Origin of the sequence: Algoriphagus oliviformis (assembly GCF_017254915.1) — a bacterium.
In the GTDB taxonomy this organism is placed as follows: Bacteria; Bacteroidota; Bacteroidia; order Cytophagales; family Cyclobacteriaceae; genus Algoriphagus; species Algoriphagus oliviformis.
This window is the reverse complement of record NZ_JAFKCT010000005.1, coordinates 1-22,727: the sequence shown is the minus strand read 5'-3', so window position 1 is coordinate 22,727 and position 22,727 is coordinate 1. Positions and strand designations below refer to the sequence as shown.

The 22,727-nt window shown below is 54.0% G+C and carries 15 protein-coding genes; 6 read left to right on the top strand and 9 right to left on the bottom strand.

Going from position 1 to position 22,727, the window contains the following annotated elements; translation table 11 throughout:
* Positions 1 to 129 precede the first annotated feature (129 nt).
* From J0A68_RS12750 to J0A68_RS12730, 5 genes are all read left to right on the top strand, one after another.
* Entirely contained in the window at positions 130 to 657 is a 528-nt protein-coding gene (locus J0A68_RS12750) for a sigma-70 family RNA polymerase sigma factor (protein ID WP_206578602.1), read from the top strand.
* A gap of 112 nt (positions 658 to 769) precedes the next feature.
* Complete coding sequence (locus J0A68_RS12745) at positions 770 to 1,747, top strand: FecR family protein (RefSeq protein ID WP_206578601.1); 978 nt, start codon at positions 770 to 772, stop codon at positions 1,745 to 1,747.
* Between the two features lie 123 nt (positions 1,748 to 1,870).
* Positions 1,871 to 5,317: a SusC/RagA family TonB-linked outer membrane protein gene (locus J0A68_RS12740; protein WP_236025584.1), complete on the top strand. Its 3,447-nt coding sequence runs from the start codon at positions 1,871 to 1,873 to the stop codon at positions 5,315 to 5,317.
* A gap of 12 nt (positions 5,318 to 5,329) precedes the next feature.
* On the top strand, positions 5,330 to 6,766 hold the full coding sequence (locus tag J0A68_RS12735) for a SusD/RagB family nutrient-binding outer membrane lipoprotein (RefSeq protein ID WP_206578599.1): 1,437 nt from the start codon (positions 5,330 to 5,332) through the stop codon (positions 6,764 to 6,766).
* Positions 6,767 to 7,063: 297 nt separating this feature from the next.
* Positions 7,064 to 7,588 (top strand): PRC-barrel domain-containing protein, encoded by a 525-nt coding sequence (locus tag J0A68_RS12730; protein ID WP_206578598.1) that lies wholly within the window; start codon positions 7,064 to 7,066, stop codon positions 7,586 to 7,588.
* Positions 7,589 to 7,893: 305 nt separating this feature from the next.
* On the opposite strand, the gene J0A68_RS12725 is transcribed toward J0A68_RS12730, so the two are convergent.
* Entirely contained in the window at positions 7,894 to 8,421 is a 528-nt protein-coding gene (locus J0A68_RS12725; RefSeq protein WP_206578597.1) for a hypothetical protein, read from the bottom strand.
* A gap of 64 nt (positions 8,422 to 8,485) precedes the next feature.
* Positions 8,486 to 8,818, bottom strand: coding sequence for a hypothetical protein (locus J0A68_RS12720; RefSeq protein WP_206578596.1), 333 nt, complete (start codon positions 8,816 to 8,818; stop codon positions 8,486 to 8,488).
* Between the two features lie 324 nt (positions 8,819 to 9,142).
* On the opposite strand from J0A68_RS12720, the gene J0A68_RS12715 reads away from it, so the two are divergent.
* On the top strand, positions 9,143 to 12,979 hold the full coding sequence (locus J0A68_RS12715) for a PVC-type heme-binding CxxCH protein (protein ID WP_206578595.1): 3,837 nt from the start codon (positions 9,143 to 9,145) through the stop codon (positions 12,977 to 12,979).
* A gap of 75 nt (positions 12,980 to 13,054) precedes the next feature.
* Here the strand turns inward: J0A68_RS12715 and J0A68_RS12710 are convergent, their stop codons facing one another.
* The 7 genes from J0A68_RS12710 to J0A68_RS12680 form a co-directional block, all read right to left on the bottom strand.
* On the bottom strand, positions 13,055 to 14,203 hold the full coding sequence (locus tag J0A68_RS12710; RefSeq protein WP_236025583.1) for a dienelactone hydrolase family protein: 1,149 nt from the start codon (positions 14,201 to 14,203) through the stop codon (positions 13,055 to 13,057).
* Positions 14,204 to 14,360: 157 nt separating this feature from the next.
* Complete coding sequence (locus tag J0A68_RS12705) at positions 14,361 to 14,708, bottom strand: type II toxin-antitoxin system death-on-curing family toxin (protein ID WP_206578593.1); 348 nt, start codon at positions 14,706 to 14,708, stop codon at positions 14,361 to 14,363.
* Positions 14,674 to 15,309: a virulence RhuM family protein gene (locus tag J0A68_RS12700; RefSeq protein ID WP_206578592.1), complete on the bottom strand. Its 636-nt coding sequence runs from the start codon at positions 15,307 to 15,309 to the stop codon at positions 14,674 to 14,676. The genes J0A68_RS12705 and J0A68_RS12700 overlap by 35 nt, the downstream gene beginning before the upstream one ends.
* Positions 15,310 to 15,347: 38 nt before the next feature.
* Positions 15,348 to 16,685, bottom strand: a complete 1,338-nt coding sequence (locus J0A68_RS12695) for a DUF2231 domain-containing protein (RefSeq protein ID WP_206578591.1) — start codon at positions 16,683 to 16,685, stop codon at positions 15,348 to 15,350.
* An 8-nt stretch (positions 16,686 to 16,693) separates the two neighbouring features.
* A complete protein-coding gene (locus J0A68_RS12690) occupies positions 16,694 to 18,202 on the bottom strand; it encodes a DUF1501 domain-containing protein (protein WP_206578590.1) in 1,509 nt (502 codons plus the stop codon).
* A gap of 1 nt (position 18,203) precedes the next feature.
* Positions 18,204 to 21,413 (bottom strand): DUF1553 domain-containing protein, encoded by a 3,210-nt coding sequence (locus J0A68_RS12685; RefSeq protein WP_206578589.1) that lies wholly within the window; start codon positions 21,411 to 21,413, stop codon positions 18,204 to 18,206.
* A 548-nt stretch (positions 21,414 to 21,961) separates the two neighbouring features.
* Positions 21,962 to 22,444: a hypothetical protein gene (locus tag J0A68_RS12680; protein WP_206578588.1), complete on the bottom strand. Its 483-nt coding sequence runs from the start codon at positions 22,442 to 22,444 to the stop codon at positions 21,962 to 21,964.
* Positions 22,445 to 22,727 lie beyond the last annotated feature (283 nt).

Sequence of the window (22,727 nt, the reverse complement as noted above, 5' to 3'; positions counted from 1 at the left end):
AAGCCTAAAGCCCTTCTTTTTTTGTCCAAGCCCGCCTAGGTCCAGCGGCATCTGTTAATAAAACCTTAACCTGCCAGATTCTCGACTTTTTCGGCACCGAGCTATTTTTGATGCGACTCGCTTAAGTCTATGCTATCCCTATCCAACCCGGTTTTTTTCGAGGAGGTCTTCAAGGACTATTGGGAACTCATGTACCAAAGCGCCTTTCGGAAAATCAGGGACCAGGCTATCGTCGAAGACCTGATCCAGGAGATCTTTGTGGATCTCTGGAACCGCCGAGACAGTGTGCAGATCAGAAGCGGCATCAAAGCCTACCTCCTCACAGCTGTCAAATACCAAGTGATGCGCCACATCGACGAGCAGACCAAGAGCCGCAGGCTGGACACGGATGACCAGCAGGCCTATTACGAGGAGGACATCTTTGCCTTTGAGGAGCTGTACAGCCAGATCGAGGTTGCGGTGGATGCCCTTCCGCCGCGGGCCGCGCTGATTTTCAGGCTAAACCGACTGGAAGGCTACACTGTCGATGAGGTGGCCGAAAAGCTGAAGATTTCTCCCCAAACCGTCCACAACCAGCTCTCCAAATCCCTCAAGCTCATGCGTGGGGAGCTGAAGCATGTGGCCCCCATGCTTGCTGTTTTTCTGCAGTCCAACTGAGCGGCTGTTACCCGCAGGTTATTTTATATCCCGGCAAGATTCACAAATACTTAACCGTTTTGGGCGGTAAAAAGGGGCAGGTTTTTCCACTTCCAAGTGAAAACCTGATCAAATGAGACTACATCCGACCCTCGCTGGGCTCGTAGGCAGAATACTCCGGGGCAAAGCCAGCTCCGCGGAAGTCAAAGACTTCAACCGCTGGTACAGCGGAGACGAAGGCGAAAAGCTGGAAATCGCCGACCACAGGGGACGCAGCAAAGCGCAGATCGAGCAGGAGCTGCTGGCCAAGATCCAAGCCAGAACACTCCCAAAGGCAGACCGACGGAAGTCCAATCCCACAGGTTTTGGCATCTGGAGAGTCGCCGCGGCGGTGACCTTGGCCATCGGCTTGGGGTGGCTGGCGCAAAAGCAACTTGGTGAAACCCTGCCTAGCGAGGTCCAGGAAACCTCATTTGTCACCTTCCAAAACGGAACCGGCATGATCAAGCGGATCAAGCTACCGGATGGCTCCTCGGTCAAACTTTTCCACCGGACCAGCATCCAAGTCGCAGAGAATTTTTCCGAAAACCGCCTGGTGAAGCTGGAGGGCGAGGCATTTTTTGAGGTAAAGCGGGACAGCCTGCATCCCTTCCGGATAGAGTCCGCCCAGTTGCTCACCGAGGTTTTGGGCACTTCCTTTTTGGTCAAAAGCCACCCCGACGGTCCTGAGCTGGTCGCGGTAAAGACGGGTCTGGTCAAGGTCTCCGACTCGCTCAGCTCGGATTTTCTCCTGAAGCCTGATTTCCGCCTAGACTATGGAAATGCGGTGGGTACGGTCCGCGAAATAGCCCCGAAAGATCCGGTCTTTGCCTGGACGGAGGATGTGCTGGCCTTCCAAAATACGCCAATGGCGGAAATGGTCCAGCGGCTGGAAGACTGGTACGGCGTGCAGATCAGCCACAACCTCGGCGAAACTAACACCTGCGAAATCTCGGGCAGCTACCAAAACGAAAACCTGGAAAACCTCCTCCAGCTAGTCCAATATTCCATCCCTTTCACCTACCAAATCGACGGAAAAAATGTAACACTCCACTTTAACCCCTGCCCCTAAAAAGCGAATGGATCCGCGCCAACGAATCCATTCTGTCCAGGGCAAAACGCTTTCCACATTTCCACACATGAACCATTCAAATTTATGAAAAAAAAGCTACCCCCAGCCTTAAAAACCTTGGCTATGAGACTATTTACGGCTTGCCTGCTGAGCTGCTGGCTACACACCATGGTGTTTGCAAGCGGCGTCTCCGCGCAGAAACTGGAGGAAACCTCCATTTCATTTTCCTCGGAAGAGCTGTCCCTTTCAGCCTCTTTCAAGCAAATTGAGACGCAGTCCGACTTTCGCTTTTCCTACGAGAGCGGGCTCGACCTGAGCAAAAGCGTCAGCTTTGCCTCCAAGCGGGCTGATCTCCAGAGCATCCTGGAGGCGATCTCCGCCCAGTCGTCCCTGAAGTTTAAGCAGATCAACAACACCATCGCGGTGAGCACCAAGCCGAAGACCTCGGCAGCGGCCATCTCGGTGGAGCGCGTCTCTGTCACCGGGACCGTGATGGATGCCGACAGCGGGGAACTACTGCCCGGGGTGAACATCATCATCAAGGGAACTACCAAAGGCACCACCACCGACCTGGACGGGAGATTTTCCATCACCGTGGACGCAGGCGCGACCTTGGTGTTTTCCTATGTGGGATTTGACCGTCAGGAGATCCTGATCGAAAACCAAACCGAGCTCAACGTCCGCCTGCAGCTGGAAAGCGAGTCCCTTGGCGAGGTTGTGGTCACCGCCTTGGGGATCAAGCGTGAGGAAAAAGCCCTGGGCTACGCCACCCAAAAAGTGGACTCCGAGGAGCTGCTCGATGCCCGGTCCAACAACTGGTCGGATGCGCTCCGCGGCAAAGTCGCCGGTCTCAACGTGCTCTCTGCGGGATCGGGACCAATGAACTCTTCCCAAATCAGCCTGCGTGGAGACAATTCCCTCAATCCCAACGGCAACTTTGCCCTGATCGTGGTCGACGGCGTGCCGATGAACTCCAGCCTCACTTCCTCCGGCGTGAGCAACGCCTACGGAGCGGGATCCGGCAACGACGTGCCGGTCGATTTTGGCAATGGGATCGCGGACCTAAACCCCGACGACATCGAAAACATCACCGTTCTCAAAGGTGCCAGCGCCACGGCCCTCTACGGTAGCCGCGCGGCAAACGGTGCACTCATCATCACCACCAAGAGCGGGGCAAAGAAAACCAAGGGACTCGGCGTGACGCTCAATTCCAACGTCAGCTTCCAAAACGTCCTCAGATGGCCTGACCGCCAATACAAATACGGACAGGGTACCGGAAGAGCCTTCAACTCAGCGGGAGAACTGTTCTACAGCTATGGAGCCTCCGAGGACGGAGCAAATACCGGTGGTACCAGCAGTGCCTTCGGGCCGAAGTTTGAAGGGCAATCCTACTTCCAGTACGACCCTACCCTGGAGGGTCAGTCCGCCGAGCGTGAGCTTTGGAGACCTTACGAGGACAATGTGACGGGATTTTGGAAGACCGGATTCAACATGATCAACGCGGTCGCCTTGGATGGAAGCAGCGAGACCGGCTCCCTGAGAGCATCGATCACCCAGACCAAAAACGAGTGGATCATGCCCAACACGGGCTTTGACCGACTGGTGGCGGCCATCTCCGCCAACCAGCAGGTGAGCAAAAAGCTGACGCTGAACGCCAAGGCCAACTACACTAACAAAAACTCGGACAACCTGCCCGCCACGGGCTACAACAACCAGTCCATCGCCTACTTCATGATCTTCCAAAACCCCAACGTGGATCTGGATTGGTATCGTCCTATCTGGAAGTCCGGCAAGGAAAACGTGGATCAGGTACACCCCTTCAGCTCCTTTATCGACAATCCCTTCCTGATCGCCTATGAGATGACCAACTCGGTAAACAACAATGCCGTCTTTGGCAACCTCTCGGCAAACTATGCCTTTGACGATCACTTCGAGCTGATGGTACGCGGCGGTCTGGCCATGAGCCAGGAGGAGCGGGCGCAGCAGCGGCCTTATAGCACGGCCAACTTCCAGCGTGGCTACTACAAGGAGCAGTACATCTCCAACTACGAGCAAAACACCGATTTCCTTTTCACCTACAAAGGAAACCTGGCCGAAAAAATCTCCCTCCGCGCCAGCGTGGGCGGTAACCATATGAGCCGCAAATACCGCATGATGAGTGCCTACGTCGATGGCCTCGTCATCCCGGGCGTGTACAAGCTTGCCAACGGGGTCAACAACCCGGTACTCTCCACCAACAATGCCAACAAGGTGATCAACTCCCTCTACGGACTGGCTACCTTGGACTTCGACGAAAAGGTCTTTGTGGACATCACCGGCAGAAACGACTGGTCCAGCACCCTGCCTGTGCAAAACAACAGCTTCTTCTACCCTTCCGTCAGCACCAGCTTTGTCCTGAGCGACATCTTCTCCCTGCCTACCCAGATTTCCTTTGCGAAGCTGAGAGTCTCCGGAGCACAGGTCGGCAACGACACCGAGCCCTACCGCACCTCCAAGTACTATGGACAGAGCGAATTCCCCGGCTCGGCATCCGTGCCCTCCACGCTTTACAACGTGGACTTCAAGCCGGAGATCACCAGCAGCTTTGAGACCGGCATCGAGTTGATTTTCTTCCAAAGGAGACTGGGCATCGATGTCAACTACTACATCTCGGAGACCAAAAACCAGATCCTCGAGGTGCCAGTGGACATCACCACCGGGTTTTCCAGTGCCATCCTGAATGCCGGCAAGGTGAAAAACCACGGCGTGGAACTGGTGCTGAACGGCAGCCCGATCAAGTCCAGCGACTTCCAGTGGAACTCCTTTGTCACCTGGGCAAAAAACAACAACGAAGTCCTCTCCCTGCCTGACGAGGTGGATGGAAGCCAGGTGATCGGCGTCGGCGGCAACGCCTCCATCATCGCCAAGGTAGGCGGGACTACCGGCGACATCTATGGCTTTGGCTTCGTGCGCTCCCCAGACGGACAGATCGTGTATGGCGCCAACGGACTGCCCGCACGTCCTTCGGAAATCCAGTACATCGGCAACGCCTACGCGAAGTGGAAAGCCGGATTTAGAAACGAGTTTGTGTACAAGAGCCTTCGAGCCAGCGTCCTCTTTGACGGACAATATGGCGGCACGGTCTATTCCCAGACCCACCACAAGATGTCCGAGCAGGGCAAGCTGACCCACACCCTTCGTGGCCGCGAAGACGGCTACATCGTGGGCGAGGGCGTGATCGACAACGGTGACGGCACCTACTCCCCCAACACCAAGCAGGTGAACCTGGCGGACTACTACGCCGACTACTACCGCCGGGCCAACGTGGAGTCCAACTCCTTTGACGCCTCCTACATCAAGCTGAGAGAGGCGAGGATAGAGTATGCCGTGCCGGCAAAGCTGCTCCAGAAAACCAGCATCCGCCAGGCATCCATTGCCCTCTACGGCAGGGATCTGGCCATGTGGACGGACTTCCCGATGTATGATCCGGAGACTGCCGCTCTCAACGGCGGCACCCTGCTCCCCGGCATCGAGATGGGGCAATTGCCAAGCACTCGCACGATGGGCGTGAACCTTACACTTCAGTTTTAACCGCAGACTATCATGAAAAAATATCTAGCAATACTCCTGATCGGCAGCCTGGCCTGGGCGACCGCCTCCTGTACGGAAGATTTTGAGGAAATCAACACCGACCCCAACCGGATCGACCAGATCAGCCCGGGCACCCTGCTCAACCCGATCATCTACGGCATCGCCAGCTTCAACACCGACCGCGCGGATGCCTTTACCTTCCAGATCATGCAGGTGGCGCTCCCATTCCCCAGCGCCAACGGCGGCATCCACCGCTATGAGCTCACGGAATCTACCGGCAACTCCACCTGGAACAACCATTTCAAATGGCTGGTCAACATCAAGGAAATGGAAGCCTCTGCCATCGCCAATGCCGATCCCAACTATGAGGCAATCGCACTGACCCTCAGAGCTTGGACACTGAGCCAGCTCACGGACAGCTTTGGCGACATCCCGATGGACGAGGCCAGCCGCGGGGAAGACGGGATCTTCCAGCCCAAGTTCAACACCCAAGAGCAGGTGTACACCCAGATTTTTACCGATCTGGAGCGCGCCAACAGGCTCTACGACGACACCAAGGCGATGATCTACGGAGAGGACATCCTCTTCAAAAATGACGTGAAAAAGTGGCGGAAATTCACCAACTCCCTCCACATGCGACTGCTGCTCCGCGTATCCAAAAGAACCGAGGTCAACGCCTTCTCCAAGCTGGCGACCATGGCCAACGATCCGGCGACCTATCCGGTATTTACGACCACGGCGGAGTCCGGCATCCTGCAGATCACGGGAGTGACCCCCAACCTTTCTCCCTGGGGCCGCGCGATAGACTTCACGACCTTCCGCTCCATCTCCGAGTTTTTTTGCGATCAGCTGAATGCGCTGGAAGACCCGAGAAGGCCAAAATTCATGACCTTGGCCAGGGAGCAAAATGGCACCACCACGATAGGCTACAAGGGCATTCCAAGCGGCTACGAGGGTAACGAGACACAGTTTAAGTTTGTCCCAAGCAACCACAACATCGCCCTGGTGCAGGCCCCGATGATCTCCCTGATCTTGACCTACGCCGAGGTGGAGTTTATCAAAGCTGAGCTGGCGCAGCGCGGCTATATCGCCTCCGATGCCAAGACCCACTACGAAAAGGCGGTCAAAGCGGCCATGGAGCAGTGGAACGTGACCATCACGCCGACCTACTTTGCCAATCCGGCCGCCGCCTACGACGGCACCCTGGAGCGGATCATGCTACAGAAGTACATCGCCTTGTACTTCAACGACACCCAGCAGTGGTTTGAGTACCGCAGAACGGGCCTACCCGTGCTTCCCAAAAACGCGGGAATGCAAAACAACCAGACCATGCCGGTACGCTACGAATACCCTGTCTCCGTGCAGATCAACAACCCCGACAACTACAAGGACGCCGTCGCCCGAATGGGCGGGGACGACATCAACACCAAGGTTTGGTGGGAGAAATAAGTCCCCGAGGCGAAAGATTATCCAAAATGGTTTTGCACTGATAAAAGCTCCGGTCCGGTGACCGGAGTTTTTTTTCTCCCCGAAAAACGCTCAATCGGAAATCAAGCGCGGTCACTTCCGCCTTTCCGAGCTCGATGGACGGTCGAGGATCGGCATGGGATTCCACGGATAGTGGAAGCCTACCACAGCCAAAAAAATGCAAACCTGCCTATACCCGGCCTGAAGGACGATATGCTTCGTGGCACAGAACTGGGATGAATGAGTATGAATAATTTACTCACTTAACCAACTATTACCATGATCACTTCAAATCAAATCAGCTGCTCGACTGCCATGTCCAGCAAGGTGAAAACAGCAAGAGACGAATCTGTCGGCTCCATCAAGGAGTTTATGATCAACACCGCCACCGGACAAGTGGACTACGTGGTCTTGAAGGTGGATGAAGGCTTCCTCAACTTGGGCTCCAAGCTTTTGGCTTTGCCCATGGAGTCTTTCAACTTCCACACTGCGCAGGAAGACGTCATTACCGTCAAGGAGACTAAAGAGACGCTTCAGAACGCTCCGGGCTTTGACAGCGAAAACTGGCCGACTGGCCCGCAGGCGGAGTTTATCCACACCATGAGAACCTACTATGCAGAGGAGCCGCGCAGCCTCTACGGCCGCTACGACTACGCCAACAGAAGGTATTACAGCGACGAAGACCGCTTTGACTTGGAGACGGATCGTATCCGCGACCGCTCCTTTGGTGATGGCTTTTTGGAAAAAGACCATCGCGGCGACAGACAATCAGACTATCGCCGAGGCGGTGATCCACTGCTGTAGTCGGAAAGTCGCACGATAAGCATCAGGCCAATCCCAACTAGGATTGGCCTCTTTTTTTTAAAAAAAGAAAATGGGGCTCACCAGAAGCAAGCCCCATATAAACTAATATGATTATCCGCTTTTATGCCAGTAGGCAGTCCTGACAATCCGAATGAACGCTAAAATTGGAGCTTTGCCCTACTTCGGTCATCGGTCATCGGTCGCCTGTACTGAGCGAAGTCGAAGTATCCGACCCGATTGAAGAAGCAAATTCGCTTACTGGCAAGATTGTGGATAATCACGTAAACTAGAAAACCAGCCCAAACTTACATTGCCAGCCGAAGTCCGGAATTGTCTTCGGAGGACTTCAAATGCCTATTCAGTGTCAAAACCCAGTTTTCCGCGATGAAGAGTTCATCAGTCATGGTTCGGATTTGTCTTTGGTCAAAGATGGTGATGCTTTTCGCGGGCTTCCTGCTGTCCTTGTAGTGCAGCAGGATGTCGAGATACTCCAGTTTTTTCAGCTTTGACTTGCCCATCGCGACCTCCTCGTAGTGGGCGTCGAGGGAAGTATGGTCGACCTCGTCAAGGGATATGGTCATCTGGGCCGGATAGTAGCCAAACCGACAATAGACCAGCATGTTTTGCTTGAGGTCCAAGCCCAGTAGGTAGTGGTTTCTCCAGCGTTGGACTTTGTCCAGGACAAGTTTTCTGGTCGAGGAAAACTCCTGGAAGGATTCCAAACCGCTTTTTTCCTGGCGGCGGGATTGGATAAGATGGACGATAAAAGGCAGGCTGACCACCACGATGGCGGTCAAGGGAAGCCACAGGCCTCCGGGGAAATTCATTTCCATGATTAGGGATGTTAGTAGTGAAAATTGTTGAACGAAAGGGGAATAGAACCCAAAACCGTCCGGACTACCAGGTAAAGAAGAAATGACGGAAGGTCTGCTTCACGTCAAAAAGTGGAAGGGTATTGTAGCTTGACTCCCGCGTCCCCGCGCCGGCCGATTTCCAAAACAGGGACTGTTCGGAACAAAGCGCGGAAGAGAGGAAGTATTTCAGGTCAAACTCTAGGGAGGGGCTCTCGGGCAGGCTGCCCAAATCGGAGACCAAAACCTTGGCTGCCTGCAGTTGGGATTTGCCGTTAGGCAGAGGGGCCGCCTCGACCGAACCTGGGAGCATCAAAACGAACAACAAGCCCAGCATCCAGGTGCTTAAAAGAATACCGAAAGGAATCCGCTTATTCATAGTCTTGAAATCCAAGGAATATTACGAAAAATAACAGATCTGCAAGCCCTCGAGTTGCATAAAAATGTTAAAAGCCTCAAACGTACTTTTCTTTCTAAAACTTTCCCGTCGAAACAGACCCTATTCTTCGGAACGCCTCGACTATTTTGGAGTCCCTCGAAAAACTCTAGTCTGCCCTTTTTGAAGAACTTTATACAAGGGAAAAGGCTCCACAGCGACAAGCCTCGCCGCTACCCTACTGATTACCAAGCCACTTTCACTATATTATGGAACAGATCCGGCTGGAGCGCCAGGCGGAACCCCAACCCAAAAAACCTTGACCCGATGCTGTCCTTTCGAAGCCCCAGCCTTTTTTACCTGATCGTTCTCATCCTTTCTTTTGCCTGCAAGCCGAAGATCTCCGGCGTGGATAGCGAATCCTCCCAGCCCACCCGCCTCCAACTCGTCCAAAACAACGCGGAAGGCACTATCTCGGTTCTACGGGAAGGAGAAGCCAAGCCCATCCTCGTCCAAAACGCCAAAGAGGATTTTCGCCCCTACCTCCATCCCATCATCCCGCCTGACGGCAAGGGCATTCTCACCGAATACAGCCCCGGCCATCACAAGCATCAGACTGGCCTCTACTGGGGCTTGACCAGGGTCAATGGCAGGGATTATTTTCACAATCCCCAAGGAGACTATTGGAAAAAAGTCGCGCTGAACATCATCGAGGCATCCGGAGAGCAGGTGAAATGGCAGACCATCTACCAGCTGTTGGATTCCTTGGGCAATCCGGTTTTGGAAGAGACCCAAAACTGGAGCCTGAGCGAGATCGAGGGGGAATATCTCTTGGATCTGGAGTGGAAAGGCGAAGCGAAAACAGACGTGACCATCGGGCAGTACGACTACGGGAGCCTTTTCCTCCGAATGCCCTGGAAAGAGGGAATCGACGGGGAGATCATCAATGCCGCCCGCCAAAAAAACGAACAGGCCGAGGGACAGCCTGCCATGTGGGTCAATGTCGGCATGACCGTCGAAGGTCGGGATGACCGCATCAATGTGGCGATCTTTGACCATCCGGAAAATCGGGGCTACCCCAACAAGTGGCGGGTGGACGGGCAGCTCGGCTTGGGCCCGGCCTTTACCCGGGAAGGGGATTTGCAAATCGAAAAAGGAAAGACCGAAACCATCAAGCTCCGCCTGCTCGTGTATCCCGGCGAGCTGAACGATCTGGATTTGACCGAGTCTTGGGGCAAATTCTCAGGCAGGGAAGGCATGTACAACACGACGGAACTCTGGGGTATAGCCCAGGAAGAGGGGCGAAACGCAAAATTTCTCACCGCCCAGGAAGCAGTCGAAGCGATGACCATCAAACCTGGCTATAAAGTAAACGTCTGGGCCGCTGAGCCTATGATGACCCAACCCATGGCCTTTTGCTGGGATGATCGGGGAAGGCTTTGGATCGCTGAAAACAAGGACTACGAGTCCCGAGGCGACGGCTTTTCCAACTCCGGCGAAAGCCGAATCCTCATCCTTGAGGACAGCGATGGGGATGGCGCGGCGGACAAGCATACGGTCTTCATGGAAGGACTGGCCTTTCCAGCAGCGCTTGCGGTAGGTTTTGACGGGGTTTTCATTGGAGCGCCGCCCAACCTGATTTTTATCCCAGACAAAAACCAAGACGACAAAGCCGACCTAGACGACATCCAGATTCTGCTCACCGGCTGGGGAATCCGCGACCGCCACGAAACGCTCAACAGCCTCCACTGGGGCCCGGACGGATGGCTTTACGGCTTGCAGGGCTTTGCCACGCCTTCCAAAATCCGAAAGCCCAAGGGTGAGGAAGCCAGCAAGCTTTATTACCACAAGGACCCTTTTCCGGAGGATCTTTTGGAAAAAGAAGGCGTGGACATCAATGGCGGCGTGTGGCGCTACCATCCGGTCAAAGACCGCTTTGAGGTGGTGGCTCATGGCTTTAGCAATCCTTGGGGCATAGACTACGACGCCAAAGGCCAACTCTTCATGAGTGCCTGCGTCATTCCCCATCTTTGGCACGTCGTCCCCGGCGGGATCTACCATCGCCAGGGCGGGCAGCACTTCAATCCCTACGTGTATGAGGACATCAAGACCATCGCCAACCATAGCCACCGCTCAGCCCACGGCGGTGCGAGGGTCTACCAGTCCGACGCTTTTCCCCAGGAGGAACAAGGCCGCATTTTCATGGCCAACATCCACGAGCATGGCGTCTTGTCCGACATTTTGATCCCAAAAGGCTCCGGCTTCGAAGGCAAGCACGGTGATGAATTTCTCATGGCAAACAATGCCCAATGGGTGGGCTTCAGTATGGAAATTGGCCCCGATGGAGGCCTCTACGCCCTCGATTGGCATGATGCGGACATCTGCGGCAAGGAGGTTCTAAACGAGGAAACCGGCAGGATCTTCCGGATCATGCCCGAAAAGAGCTTGGCCAAAGACTTTCCTGGGCGCTACACCGATCTGAACAAAATGACCGACGCCCAACTCGTCGCACTCCAAACCAACCCCTCTGATTGGCATGCCCGTCGAGCCCGGGGGATTCTCCACAAAAGAGCGACAAACAGCCAACTTCACGCTGAAACCAACGCTTCGCTCAAAGCGATCTTTCAGAAAGACCGCAACCCCAACTGGAGGCTCCGCGCCATGTGGGCACTGCACCAGACTGGGGGATTTTCGGAAAAAGAGCTCATCGCCTCCCTTTCCGACCAGGATGCCTACGTCCGCGCCTGGGCGATCCAACTGCTCTGCGAGGATAGGAAGCCGTCGGCAGAAGCCTTGGCCAAGTTTCGCTCCATGGCCAAGGACGACTCCTCCCCGGTTGTGCGGCTTTATCTGGCGGCAGCCGTGCAGCGGGTTCCGACGGAGGAAAAATGGGCACTGGCCTCCAGTCTTTTGCGCCACGGGGAGGATGAAAAAGACCACAATCTCCCTAAAATGCTTTGGTATGGAATTGAACCGCTTTTCGCGGAAAATACCGACCGATTCCTGGAGTTGGCCCCCAGCTCCCAGCTTGGCTTTGTGACCCAAAACATCGCCAGAAGGACGGTGGATGGAAACGAGCTGGAAAAGCTCGTTGCGGCAATCGGGAAAAACGGCCCAAACACCGAACTGATGCTGGCCGGAATGCTCAGCGGAATGGAAGGCCGAACCGATCTGAAAATGCCATCGAATTGGAAAACAGTCTCCGAAAAAGTAGGCAAATCCGGCAGCAAAAAGCAGAGGTTGGCCATGGAGATCTCGGCACTTTTTGGCGATGCCGAAGCTACCCAGCGGGCATTGGCTACGCTGAAAAACAAAAGCCTCCCCCTCGACCAGCGCAAAAAAGCCCTTCAGACGCTCACCGCGCAGCAGCAAAAAGCCCTTGCCGCGGAACTCCCAGCCTTGCTCCAGGAACCTGCGATGAGACAGGAGGCTATCCGCTCCATCGCCGCATTTGACAGTGAGGCTTTGGGGAGACTGCTTTTGGAAAGCTATCCCAAACTTTCTCCAGAGGAAAAACTCGAAGCCATGCAAACCCTGTCCTCCCGTGCGCGCTATGGCAATATGCTCACCCAGCAGCTCAAGAGTCAAAAGATTTCCAAATCGGAAGTTCCCGCAAGTGTAGCCCGGCAGCTGCTTCGCGTGGTGGGAAGCGGATTTATCGAAGTTTGGGGCCCTATTGAGTCCGTGCCCAGCAATCAGGCCGCCTACGACAAGTACCGCGCGATGCTGACCTCAAACGCGCTGAACTCGGCAGACCTGAAAACGGGAAAGACGGTCTTTGCCAAGTCCTGCGGCAGCTGCCACAAGATGTATGGAGAAGGTGGCGTCATCGGGCCGGACTTGACCGGCTCCAACCGCACCGATCCGGAGTACATCCTGATGAATGTGCTGGAGCCCAGCTTTGAGATCCAAGACGACTACAAAATGGTCGTGATCAATACCCGGGACGGAAGAACCTACTCGGGAAACATCATCGGCGAAAACGAGCGCCAAGTCACCCTCCGAATCGTCGGCCAAGACCAAGTCCTGATCAACAAATCGGGAATCCTATCCCGAGAGGAAACCGACGTTTCCATGATGCCAACAGGCCTTTTTGAAAACCTAAGCCAAGAGGAAATAGTGGATCTCATGGGATACCTGAAGACTAACAAACGGGTGGAGTGAAGATTTCAGTAAATCAGTTTGCAGTGGGCAGTAGGCAGACTGCCGCTCACTGCAAACTGCTCCCCGCCTACTGCATTACCCCTTCAACCACTGGTCAAACCAGCCAAAAGCCTCTGTTTGCATAGCCTTGTCAAACTTATGTGGACCGGGGTGGAAACTGCAGCGGTACCGGTCTGAGGCACCAGCTTTGGCATAGACTTCCTGGAGAATTTTGTCCGCCTTTTCCATTTCCGAGAGGGTGAAAGGCTGGTCTTCGATGTCATTTAGCACCAGGGTCGGCAAGGGCGCACGAATGCCGAGGATCTCGGGAAAATCGAGTTCCTGTGGCAGAGCAGGCACGTAACTCATCCAAGTATGCGTGTAAGACTTGTATAGCAGCAGGTCAGTCCAAGTCGTCATAAAGCCAACTGCAACCGCACAGGCTATCCTCGGGTCTAGCCCTCCCAGCATCACCGTCCTGAGCCCGCCGCCGGAGAGCCCGGCGCAGCCGAGCCGGGACGCGTCCACATCGGATCTTGCGGCCAAAATACTCAAGGCCATCTGGTCTTCGGAAAAAAACACGGCCGGCCAGCTGGTACCGGCGGAAAAGAGGGACTTGGCCAAAATGTGCTCGTGGTCCGAAGCCCAGTCATTGTAGGCATCGATCTGCTCGATGGTATCGAGACTGAAATCCGTGATGCCCCTTCTGATCACGGGCGGCACATCCTCCACCCTTACCCTTCTACTGCCAAAGGCAAAAGCGTCGTGGACCATCATCACGTAGCCTTGCTTGGCCACTTCATTGGCCCAAGCCCGGCCTTCGTAATAGGTGTCATGGTGGGTCTGCACATAGCCTGGAACATCCGAGCGGGTGCGGCTGATCTTATCCAAACCGAGAAATTTGTTGCCGCCATGGCAATGCAAGCCCAAGATGCCCGGGAGCTTCCCTTTCGCGTTTTCGGGCTTCAGGATGACTGCCTTGGTGGGCATCCCGTAGGGCAATTGATAGCTGATCTCTTCAAAAGAGACACCCTCGTACACACCGCTGCGGTGGACAGTCACCTCCGGGACTGCGCCCAGATCCAGCGCAGCCATTCTCGCAGACACGAGATTTCTGGCCTCCAGCCTCCAAGAATCGATATCTGAAAATCGCTCGTTTCGGAAGGAAAAGCTTGGCAAGCTTTCCAGATGCAGGCCCTTGGCCCAGGGGCCGTAGGCCCCGATCAGATTTAGTTCTTGTGGCATAGGAAATGGGGGAAAAGGCGCGGCACCTTGGGATGGAAGATCAAAAAGTCCCCCTCCCATCAGGCCGACACCAGCTAGACTCGACTTCTTCAGAAAATCCCTTCGATCATTTGGCATAAACCTTACCCGAAAACATGCCTATTACTTTCCCCTGACATCATTGCCGGTTTCTGTTTAGCACGCTGATTACCAATTTTTTCACCGTTTCCATCTCTTCAGGTTTGCTCGATGCAATAAATAAAGTTAAGCTGGCCAATGCATCATTGCTCATAATCGAATATCCTTCGCTGTTCTGCAATAGGCCATTTGATTGCAAAAAGAGCAGAAAGCAGGCTGCGGCTATCCGCTTGTTGCCATCCACAAAACCATGATTCTTTACGATCAGGTACAAAAGCGTGGCAGCCTTTTCTTCAATGGTAGAATAGAAATCTTCCCCTTCAAATCCTTTACCTATCTGTGAAACAGCACTCTCAAAGCTCCCGTCCTTTTCCAGCCCAAATATCAAAATCTGATCTCATTGCCGAGATCACCTTTTGGTAATCGGCCATTGAAGGATAAACCGCCTCTTTTTTGCTTAATCCGGCTTTGTCAAGGTTTTCATGATCGTAGTCGTCCAGCAGCTCCAGCCCTTTTGCAAAGTGACTAAGCCAATCCAAGTCTTGATCCTGCGCTTTCAGTTCGATCGCCCGGCTTAAAATTCGAATTCCCTCTTTCAGTGCCTGTACTTCCTGTTGCTTTTGCGCCAATCTCTTTTCATTGATCAAATAGCCTTGCACTAGAAAGTCTTTGAGCCGCTGGGTAGCCCAAATTCGGAATTGGGTGCCTTGGACTGATTTGACTCGATAGCCTACCGAAATGATCACTTCGAGATTATAGAACGCAACCGGCTTGTCGGACGATGGAATATGCATTTTTTGCATATTGCTTTTTTCATCCAACTCTCCTTCCTTGAAGATCTTACTCAGATGTCTTGAGATGACTGATTGATCTCTTTGAAAAAGTGTAACGAGTTGTTCCTGGGAAAGCCATACCGTCTCCTGATCAAACTTCACCTCCAACTGAGTCTGACCGTCACTTCCTTGATATATTTCGATTTGGCTTTCCACCTACTTGAATGTTTTTAATAGTAAAATCGGCCTTCCGCTCAACTCCCAAAAACCACTTTCACCTCTCTTGCCCTCATTTTCGCGACCTGCTCGTTGGCGGGATTCACGGAAGTGTTCCAAAGATAAAGCGCTTTCAAGCTCTTGATTTCCGCGACAGCCTCCAGCCCTTGCGAATTGACAGCCGTCCCGTTTAGGTTCAAAACTTCCAACCGGGAAAGGACTCTTAGCTCGGAAATCCCGGCGTCCGTGACGGGATTGTTTTCTATCCTCAGTCTCTGGAGATTGGAAAACTGGGCTGTCAGGCCCATCTCTGCATCGCCGACTCCCGTGCCAGCGAGACTTAGCCACCAAATCTGGTCTTTGATCGGCATCAGCGCCTCCAAAAGCCCCGCCGCTTGCCCCTGCGTCCTGCCCTCAGGCAGCACCACATCCAAGGCTCCGGTCTCAATGGAAAGTACCCGAATGCGGAACCCCATCTGCTCCAGGGCCCTCAGCTGTAGGGTGTCGATCCGCGCAACTTCCGGCACCTCCTCTCCCTGTATGTTGAGCTGCGGCCTAGCCCAGGCGATCAGATCCTCATCCGCCTCGCTCAGAAGGATCTTCGGGTCGGTATTCCCCTCGGCAATCCACCAAGTGATCAGTTGGATTTCCTCGGCCGTAAGTGGCTTTTTTCCCTCGGCAGGCATAAAATCCTCGTGGTCCTCGGGCAGCATCACACGGCGGATCAGCTCGCTCTTTTCCGCATCTGAGGGCAAGATCACAGGCCCGCCTTCTCCGCCTTTCAAAAGCGATTCGTAGGAGCTCATATCCAATCCTGCCTTCGACTTGCCCGCTCGATGGCAGCTTTGGCACTTGCGTTTCAAAATGGGTTGAACCACATCCCCGAATACCTCCGCCTCTTCGATGCTAGCCAAGACCCGGCCGGAACTTTCCCCTCCTCCTGGAGCAAAAGGCGCATAAGCAGTCAGGAAATCTTCCCCGTGGGTGAGACTGCCGCCAAAATGTCCCGTGAGGACCAGCGACACCATCATCCCGGCTAAAAGTGCGTAATTCAGCGCCGGGCAAAACCGCTTTTGCTGCCGATCCGTCCACCAGGCAAGGGCGGACAACAACACCGTGACCCAGCCCGCCGCCAGATGAAAATCCAAAAGCTCTCCCTCGTAGCCACCGGATCGGGAAAGAAGCAAGCCCAGGACGGCCGCAACCAAAGAACTCCCTACACCCAAAAGGAGGGAAAAACTCACCGCGTCGCCAAGTGTTGGCTTTTTGCGCAGCGTGACATATCCCTTCAGCAGTACCGCGAGCACCAAAAAGCCTATGGGCAAATGAACCCAAACGGGATGAAATCGGCCGATAAAAATACCCAAGTCTTCCATCTTTCCCGTTAGCTCAAAATCCCCTTGACCACATTCCCTTCCACATCGGTCAGCCTAAACCTCCTCCCCTGATGCTTGTAGGTGAGTTTCTCGTGGTCTATGCCAAAGAGATGCATGATGGTCGCCTGTAGATCGTGGACGTGGACGGGATCTTTGACCACGTTGTAGCCGAAATCATCGGTCTCGCCATAGCTGAAGCCAGGCTTCACTCCCGCTCCGCACATCCACTTGGTAAAGGAGCGCGGATGATGGTCCCTGCCGTAATTGTCCGGAGAAAGCGTCCCCTGACTGTAAACCGTGCGCCCAAACTCACCACCCCATACCACCAGCGTATCCTCCAGAAGCCCCCGCTGTCTGAGGTCACGGATAAGCGCTGCGGTAGCTCGGTCGGTCTTTTGGCACTGCTTTTTGATGCCGCCGGGCAGGTTGCCGTGCTGGTCCCAGCCTTGATGGTAGAGCTGGACAAACTTGACGTCCTTCTCCACCAGTTTTCTCGCCAATAGACAATTGGCCGCGTACGTTCCGGGATCGCGGCTTTCCTCCCCATACATCTCATACACCCAATCGGGCTCCGAGGACATGTCCGTCACCTCGGGCACCGAGGTCTGCATGCGGAAGGCCATCTCGTACTGGGCGATGCGGGCGGAAATCTCCGGGTCTCCATACGTATCAAATTGGGCCTGGTTGAGGGACTTGAGGTAGTCAAGCATCTCCCTCCTGTCCTGCCCGTCGTAGTTTTCCGGATTTCCGAGGTAAAGCACGGGATCTTTGCCGGAGCGAAACTGGATTCCCTGGTGCTGGGAGGGCAAAAAACCATTTCCCCAGAGCCTCGCGTAAAGCGGCTGGTCTTGCACCGCATCTTTGGAAACCAAAACGATGAAGGAGGGCAGGTTTTGGTTGTCCGAACCTAGGCCATAGCTGAGCCAAGCGCCCATCGAGGGCCTGCCGGGGAGCTGGTGGCCGGTCTGAAAAAAGGTAATCGCCGGGTCGTGGTTGATTTGTCCGGTTTGCATGCTTTTGATAAAACAGAGTTCATCCACCAGCTCGGCCGTGTGGGGCATCAGCTCACTTACCCAAGCCCGGCTTTGTCCATATTGCTGAAACTTAAAGGCCGAAGCCGTCATCGGAAAGGAACTCTGGTCTGCACTCATCCCGGTAAGCCTCTGTCCGTCTCGGACCGAATCCGGAAGCTCTTGCCCATGGAGATCCACCAGCCTGGGCTTGTAGTCAAAGAGGTCCAATTGGGAAGGCCCACCGCTCTGGAAAAGGTAGATGATCCGCTTGGCCTTCGGCATGAAGTGCGGCAATCCGCCGAGCCCATTGCTGGACTCCAAGGGCGGGGTAGCGCCTTGTGGGATTTTCGCGAAAATCTTCTCCACTCCCATCAGCGATCCCAGGGCCAAAGAGCCGATCCCGAGGGAAGTCTTGGTAAGAAACCTCCTTCGGTCCATTTTCTTTTCAATCTCCTGTAGGTCCCGGTTGGTGGATCTCAGGGGGGCGTCGTGGTGATGGCTCATGCTATCTTTTGGTTATGGCTGCGTCTGAGTTGATGATTGCGCTGGCGGTGACGGCATTGGCGGCTACTTGGACCAGGTCCAATTTCGGATCCACCCGGTATTCCCCCGTTTCAAGCCAGCCTTTTAGCTTCTCGTCGTCTGAGCTGAATTTTCGAAACTCGCTTTCCCGGAGGCCCAGCAGGATTTCCAGTTCCTTGGGATTGGGTTTTCTTCCGGTCAGCTTGCGAAAGGTGGCGGCTATCGCCACCGAAATTTCCGGGTAAGACAGCATCTGCTCTCCCAGCACCCTAGAGACTTCCACGAAAGTGGGATCATTCAGCAGAGCCAAAGCCTGAAGCGGCGTGTTGGTCTCCTGCCGCCTGCTCACCGATACGCTATGGTCCGGGGCGTCGAAAATCGCCAGGGTCGGATGGTGCACTGAGCGTTTCCAGACGGTGTACATGCTCCGTCTGTAGAGGTTTTTGCCCTTGCCCTGCACATAGTTGGCACCGTTTACCTTCCAGAGTCCTTCCGGCTGATAGGGAAAGACACTCTTCCCGCCTATCTCCGAATTCAGCAGGCCCGAAGCGGCCAGCGCATTGTCCCTGATCAATTCTCCAGAAAGTCGTACCACCGGCCCTCTGGCCAACAAGGTGTTTTGCGGATCCATTTCCTCTAGGTCCGCCCTCCTGCCAGAGGCTTGGCGGTAGGTGGCTGAAGTCAAAATCAGGCGCTGCATGGCTTTCACATCCCAGCCCGAACGCTGAAACTCCAGTGCAAGCCAGTCCAGCAGCTCCGGATGCGAAGGCAGCTGTCCTTGGTTTCCAAAATCCCCCGAAGTGGCGACTAGCCCGCTCCCAAAGTAGTTTTGCCAAAATCGGTTGACGGCCACTCTGGCGGTCAGGGGATTCTGCGGATCACAAAGCCACTGCGCCAGCCCGAGTCGGTTCTTGGGAAGTTTTGAGTCCATGGGAAGCACACTTTCGGGCGTATTGGGAAAGACCTCCTGCCCGTGTAGATTGTACTCTCCGCGAGTAAGGACATAGGTCGGACGCTTTTTGGGCATGTCCTGCATGACCATCATCTCAGGAATTCGCTCTACCGAGTCCGCGTAGGCCTTCCGGGTCGCGATCACCGATTGCAGTTTGTCGCGATAGGCGGGAGAGTGGTTGTTGAGAAAGAGGTGCTTCAGGCTTTCCCTTTCGGAAGCTGACCAATTTTTCCTCGGCTTTTCGAGGACAGCCTTCAACCCGGTCGGATCAACTATCCCCTTGACTTCCAAAAGAGAAAGCTCCCTGTCGTAAACAGCCACTTCATCCACCAAGGCATCCTTCAGGCCCTTTCCCCTCCATACCGCGCCCACCTGCAATCCAGGTTGCGCCCCCTTGAAAAGAATATCCTTGTAGAGGTTGTCGTGTGTGGTCTCGGTCGGCATCTCGGCACCGTCGAGGAACACCCGCAATCCCTTTGCTTTGGACGACCCGTCATAGGTCATCGTGAGATTGATCCACTGATCCCGGGGAATGTCCTGCGTGGTGACTTTGGTGATGGCATTGTAGGGAGCGGTGTGGGCCATCAGCAATTCAAGTCGGTTGTCCTTTAAGCTCAGATGATAGCCCCGCCAATTGTAAAGCACCGCACCCGACCCCTTGTGAAAGATCGCTCCGTGGGTCAGGGACTTGGGAATCTTGACCCAAATGCTGACCGAGAAAGGCTCGCTCTTGGAAAACACCCCGCTTCCGCCCAGGTTCAGCCACATATCCCCGTTGAGCCTGACGCCCTTTCCCCTGTACCCCGCCTCATAGGAGGGCGGCTGGTTTTTCACCTCGCTGCTTTCCATTGAGCCCTTCTGGAAGGGACGGAGCTGGTTTTGGATCGTGCTTTGGTTAAAAGAATAAAAGGCAACCCTGCTAGCTGGAGCCTCGCGCGAAGCTTCTTTCTGATAGGCCTTCGTCGCCAGCCAGTGTCCAAAAGCAGCCTCCTCCTCTTCCGCCACTTGGGCCAGTTCGGCCTCTCCTTTTTCTTTCTGCGAAAGCAGGTAGGCCAGCATCCGGTCTTTCTCCTCGTCGGTCAAAAGCATAGTCGGAGCCGGCATGGCATCGTCCCAGGAAATCTGTCCCGCCTCATCCACTTGGTTGAAAAAGCTGCTCAGCTCAAAGAAGTTCTTTTGGGAAATGGGGTCGTACTTGTGGTCGTGGCAGCGCGCGCAGCCCAAGGTCAGCGCCATAAACGCCTGCCCCATGGTACTCGTGCGATCCACCACGTACTCCACGCGAAACTCCTCCTCCACGATTCCCCCTTCCATATTTTGGGGATGGATACGGTTGAAAGCCGTGGCGATCAGCTGCTCCTTGGAGGGATTGGGCAGCAGGTCCCCGGCGAGCTGGTCTGTGATAAACTGGTCATAGGGAAGGTTTCGGTTGAAGGCATCGATCACCCAATCCCGGTAGGGCGAAGCGTCCCGGTAGCGATCCACCGTGTAGCCGTGGGTATCGGCAAAGCGCGCGATATCCATCCAATGCATGGCCATCTTTTCCCCATAGTGCGGGGAGTCGAGCAATCTATCCACCTGCTTTTCGTAGGCGTCCGCGGAGGGATCGGCCAGAAAGGCGTCTATTTCCTCCAAGCTTGGCGGCAAGCCCGTTAGATCGAGACTCAGCCTTCTCAGGAGGAGTTCCTTGTCCGCTTCGGGCGAAGGCTGGATCCCCTCGGCCTCCAGCTTGGCCAGGACAAAGTGGTCAATTTCATTTTTGACCCAGGACTCCTGCTCCACCTGCGGCAACTCCACGGCCTGGGGCGGGATAAAAGCCCAGTGCTTTTTGTACTCCGCTCCGTCCTCGATCCATTTGATCAGGATCGCCTTTTCCCTCGGACTGAGCGTCAGATTGGACTCTTCGGAAGGCATCCGGTATTCGGGATCCTCGGACACGATCCTATGGAAAAGCTCGCTATTTCGCAGGCTGCCGGGCTTGATGGCCACTTTGCCCGGTGATTCTTTCAGCTCTGCGAAAGCCATCTCGGGCGCATGCAGGCTGAGACCGGCCTTCTGTGCGGCGAGGTCAGGTCCGTGACAGGCGAAGCACTTGTCCGACAAGATCGGCTTGACGTGAATGTTGAAATCAAGCTGCTCGGGGAGTTCCTCATAGGCCAACTGCACCTCCTCCGGCAACTCTGGGCCGCAGGAAAACAAAAGCAAAAGTAGGCTAAGCAAAGACAGAACTCGGGACTTCATCGGGGAATTAATCTGAACTCAAACTACTGGAAATTCGGGTATTATCCCACATGGGGTGTCGGGTATTGTGGGGAAATGCGGGAAGATATCAGAAGGATATCCCAAAGGCTATGAAGACAGACTAGAGCGAGATGAGAGAAAAATACCAACAACCAACTCAAGGTATCTTGAATTAAAAATTCGAAAAAACAGAAAGGTGTAGATGCTTCCGATTGCTATCGCGGACTAGACCTTACGAAGCTATGTCCCGGCCACAAAAAAGCCCATCCAAATCAGGTCTGGAAGGGCAGTAAATGCTTTGATTGGATGACTTTTTAAACATATTGAACAATTCTGAAGAAACTTTTTCAGCTGAGAGGACCTACAAATCCAACTGAAATCCCGCCTCAATCCCCATAGGCACCTCACCGGCTTTCCCGAAAAAGACGGGACAGGCAGTGCAACAGCGGTTTCGTTGTTCCCGCCGCCGGCGGGCAAGCTGTGCTCCGCACGCAACGAAAGCTTAGTTGTTAGCACCTGTGCCATTCGTGTCGGTCTTCAAAACTAAGTTATTTGTCATGCTGGTCAATATATTTTTTAGCTTGTTTCCTAATCCAAGTAGTCTTGTCTGAGCAAAATGGTCGAACCTGTTTCAAATAATAAGGCGACTTCATTTTGTTTAATCCTTCTATGATATGTCCGTAAACAAATTTGTCATCAATTTGGCTCACAAGTTTGTCTGCATATTCCGCATAATTCTTGCTCCACAAAAGCATTATAAATGATTGTCGACCTCGCTTTGCATTTCTGTTTAAACAAATTGAAAGAATATTTTCGATTATATTTTTGTCATGAGACAATGTCTTGTGCTCCTTAAGCAATTGCCTAATGGTCTCACCTTTTTTCCAAATATCATTCTCAAATGAATGCCATTGTGATATGTCTGGAAATCCGTCAATCGGGTCAAGATTAGGCACGTTGTCCTTTGGAATTAGTTTTTCCGTCTCATTAAACAATTCTAATATTTTCAGCTTCGCTTGTTCGTTATCCATTTTGTTCGTCAGGTCGTCTGTCGCGGCATTGGCGCTAACGTAAATGCTTTTATGCAGGGCGGGATTAAATAGCACTACTGTTGCCCTACTTATTAACGTTCATAAAAAGCACGAAAGTTCAATTTAGCACGTCTGCCCGCCTTGCCATAAATGCAATGTTGCACTAAACCTGCGGTAGTTTCTCCGATAAGCAGCCCAAAAGCGGTAATTTTTTGATTCATTCTTAACCGTTTCAATCATGAAAAAAAAGAAAACCTCCTCCAGGCCGCCTGCTCCAAGATAG

Excerpts from the sequence above, each read along its gene's own strand:
- J0A68_RS12695 (WP_206578591.1), bottom strand. The coding sequence starts at position 16,685 with ATGGAAGACTTGGGTATTTTTATCGGCCGATTTCATCCCGTTTGGGTT.
- J0A68_RS12750 (WP_206578602.1), top strand. The coding sequence starts at position 130 with ATGCTATCCCTATCCAACCCGGTTTTTTTCGAGGAGGTCTTCAAGGAC.
- J0A68_RS12685 (WP_206578589.1), bottom strand. The coding sequence starts at position 21,413 with ATGAAGTCCCGAGTTCTGTCTTTGCTTAGCCTACTTTTGCTTTTGTTT.
- J0A68_RS12740 (WP_236025584.1), top strand. The coding sequence starts at position 1,871 with ATGAGACTATTTACGGCTTGCCTGCTGAGCTGCTGGCTACACACCATG.
- J0A68_RS12725 (WP_206578597.1), bottom strand. The coding sequence starts at position 8,421 with ATGGAAATGAATTTCCCCGGAGGCCTGTGGCTTCCCTTGACCGCCATC.
- J0A68_RS12745 (WP_206578601.1), top strand. The coding sequence starts at position 770 with ATGAGACTACATCCGACCCTCGCTGGGCTCGTAGGCAGAATACTCCGG.
- J0A68_RS12690 (WP_206578590.1), bottom strand. The coding sequence starts at position 18,202 with ATGAGCCATCACCACGACGCCCCCCTGAGATCCACCAACCGGGACCTA.
- J0A68_RS12735 (WP_206578599.1), top strand. The coding sequence starts at position 5,330 with ATGAAAAAATATCTAGCAATACTCCTGATCGGCAGCCTGGCCTGGGCG.
- J0A68_RS12680 (WP_206578588.1), bottom strand. The coding sequence starts at position 22,444 with ATGGATAACGAACAAGCGAAGCTGAAAATATTAGAATTGTTTAATGAG.
- J0A68_RS12715 (WP_206578595.1), top strand. The coding sequence starts at position 9,143 with ATGCTGTCCTTTCGAAGCCCCAGCCTTTTTTACCTGATCGTTCTCATC.
- J0A68_RS12730 (WP_206578598.1), top strand. The coding sequence starts at position 7,064 with ATGATCACTTCAAATCAAATCAGCTGCTCGACTGCCATGTCCAGCAAG.
- J0A68_RS12720 (WP_206578596.1), bottom strand. The coding sequence starts at position 8,818 with ATGAATAAGCGGATTCCTTTCGGTATTCTTTTAAGCACCTGGATGCTG.
- J0A68_RS12710 (WP_236025583.1), bottom strand. The coding sequence starts at position 14,203 with ATGCCACAAGAACTAAATCTGATCGGGGCCTACGGCCCCTGGGCCAAG.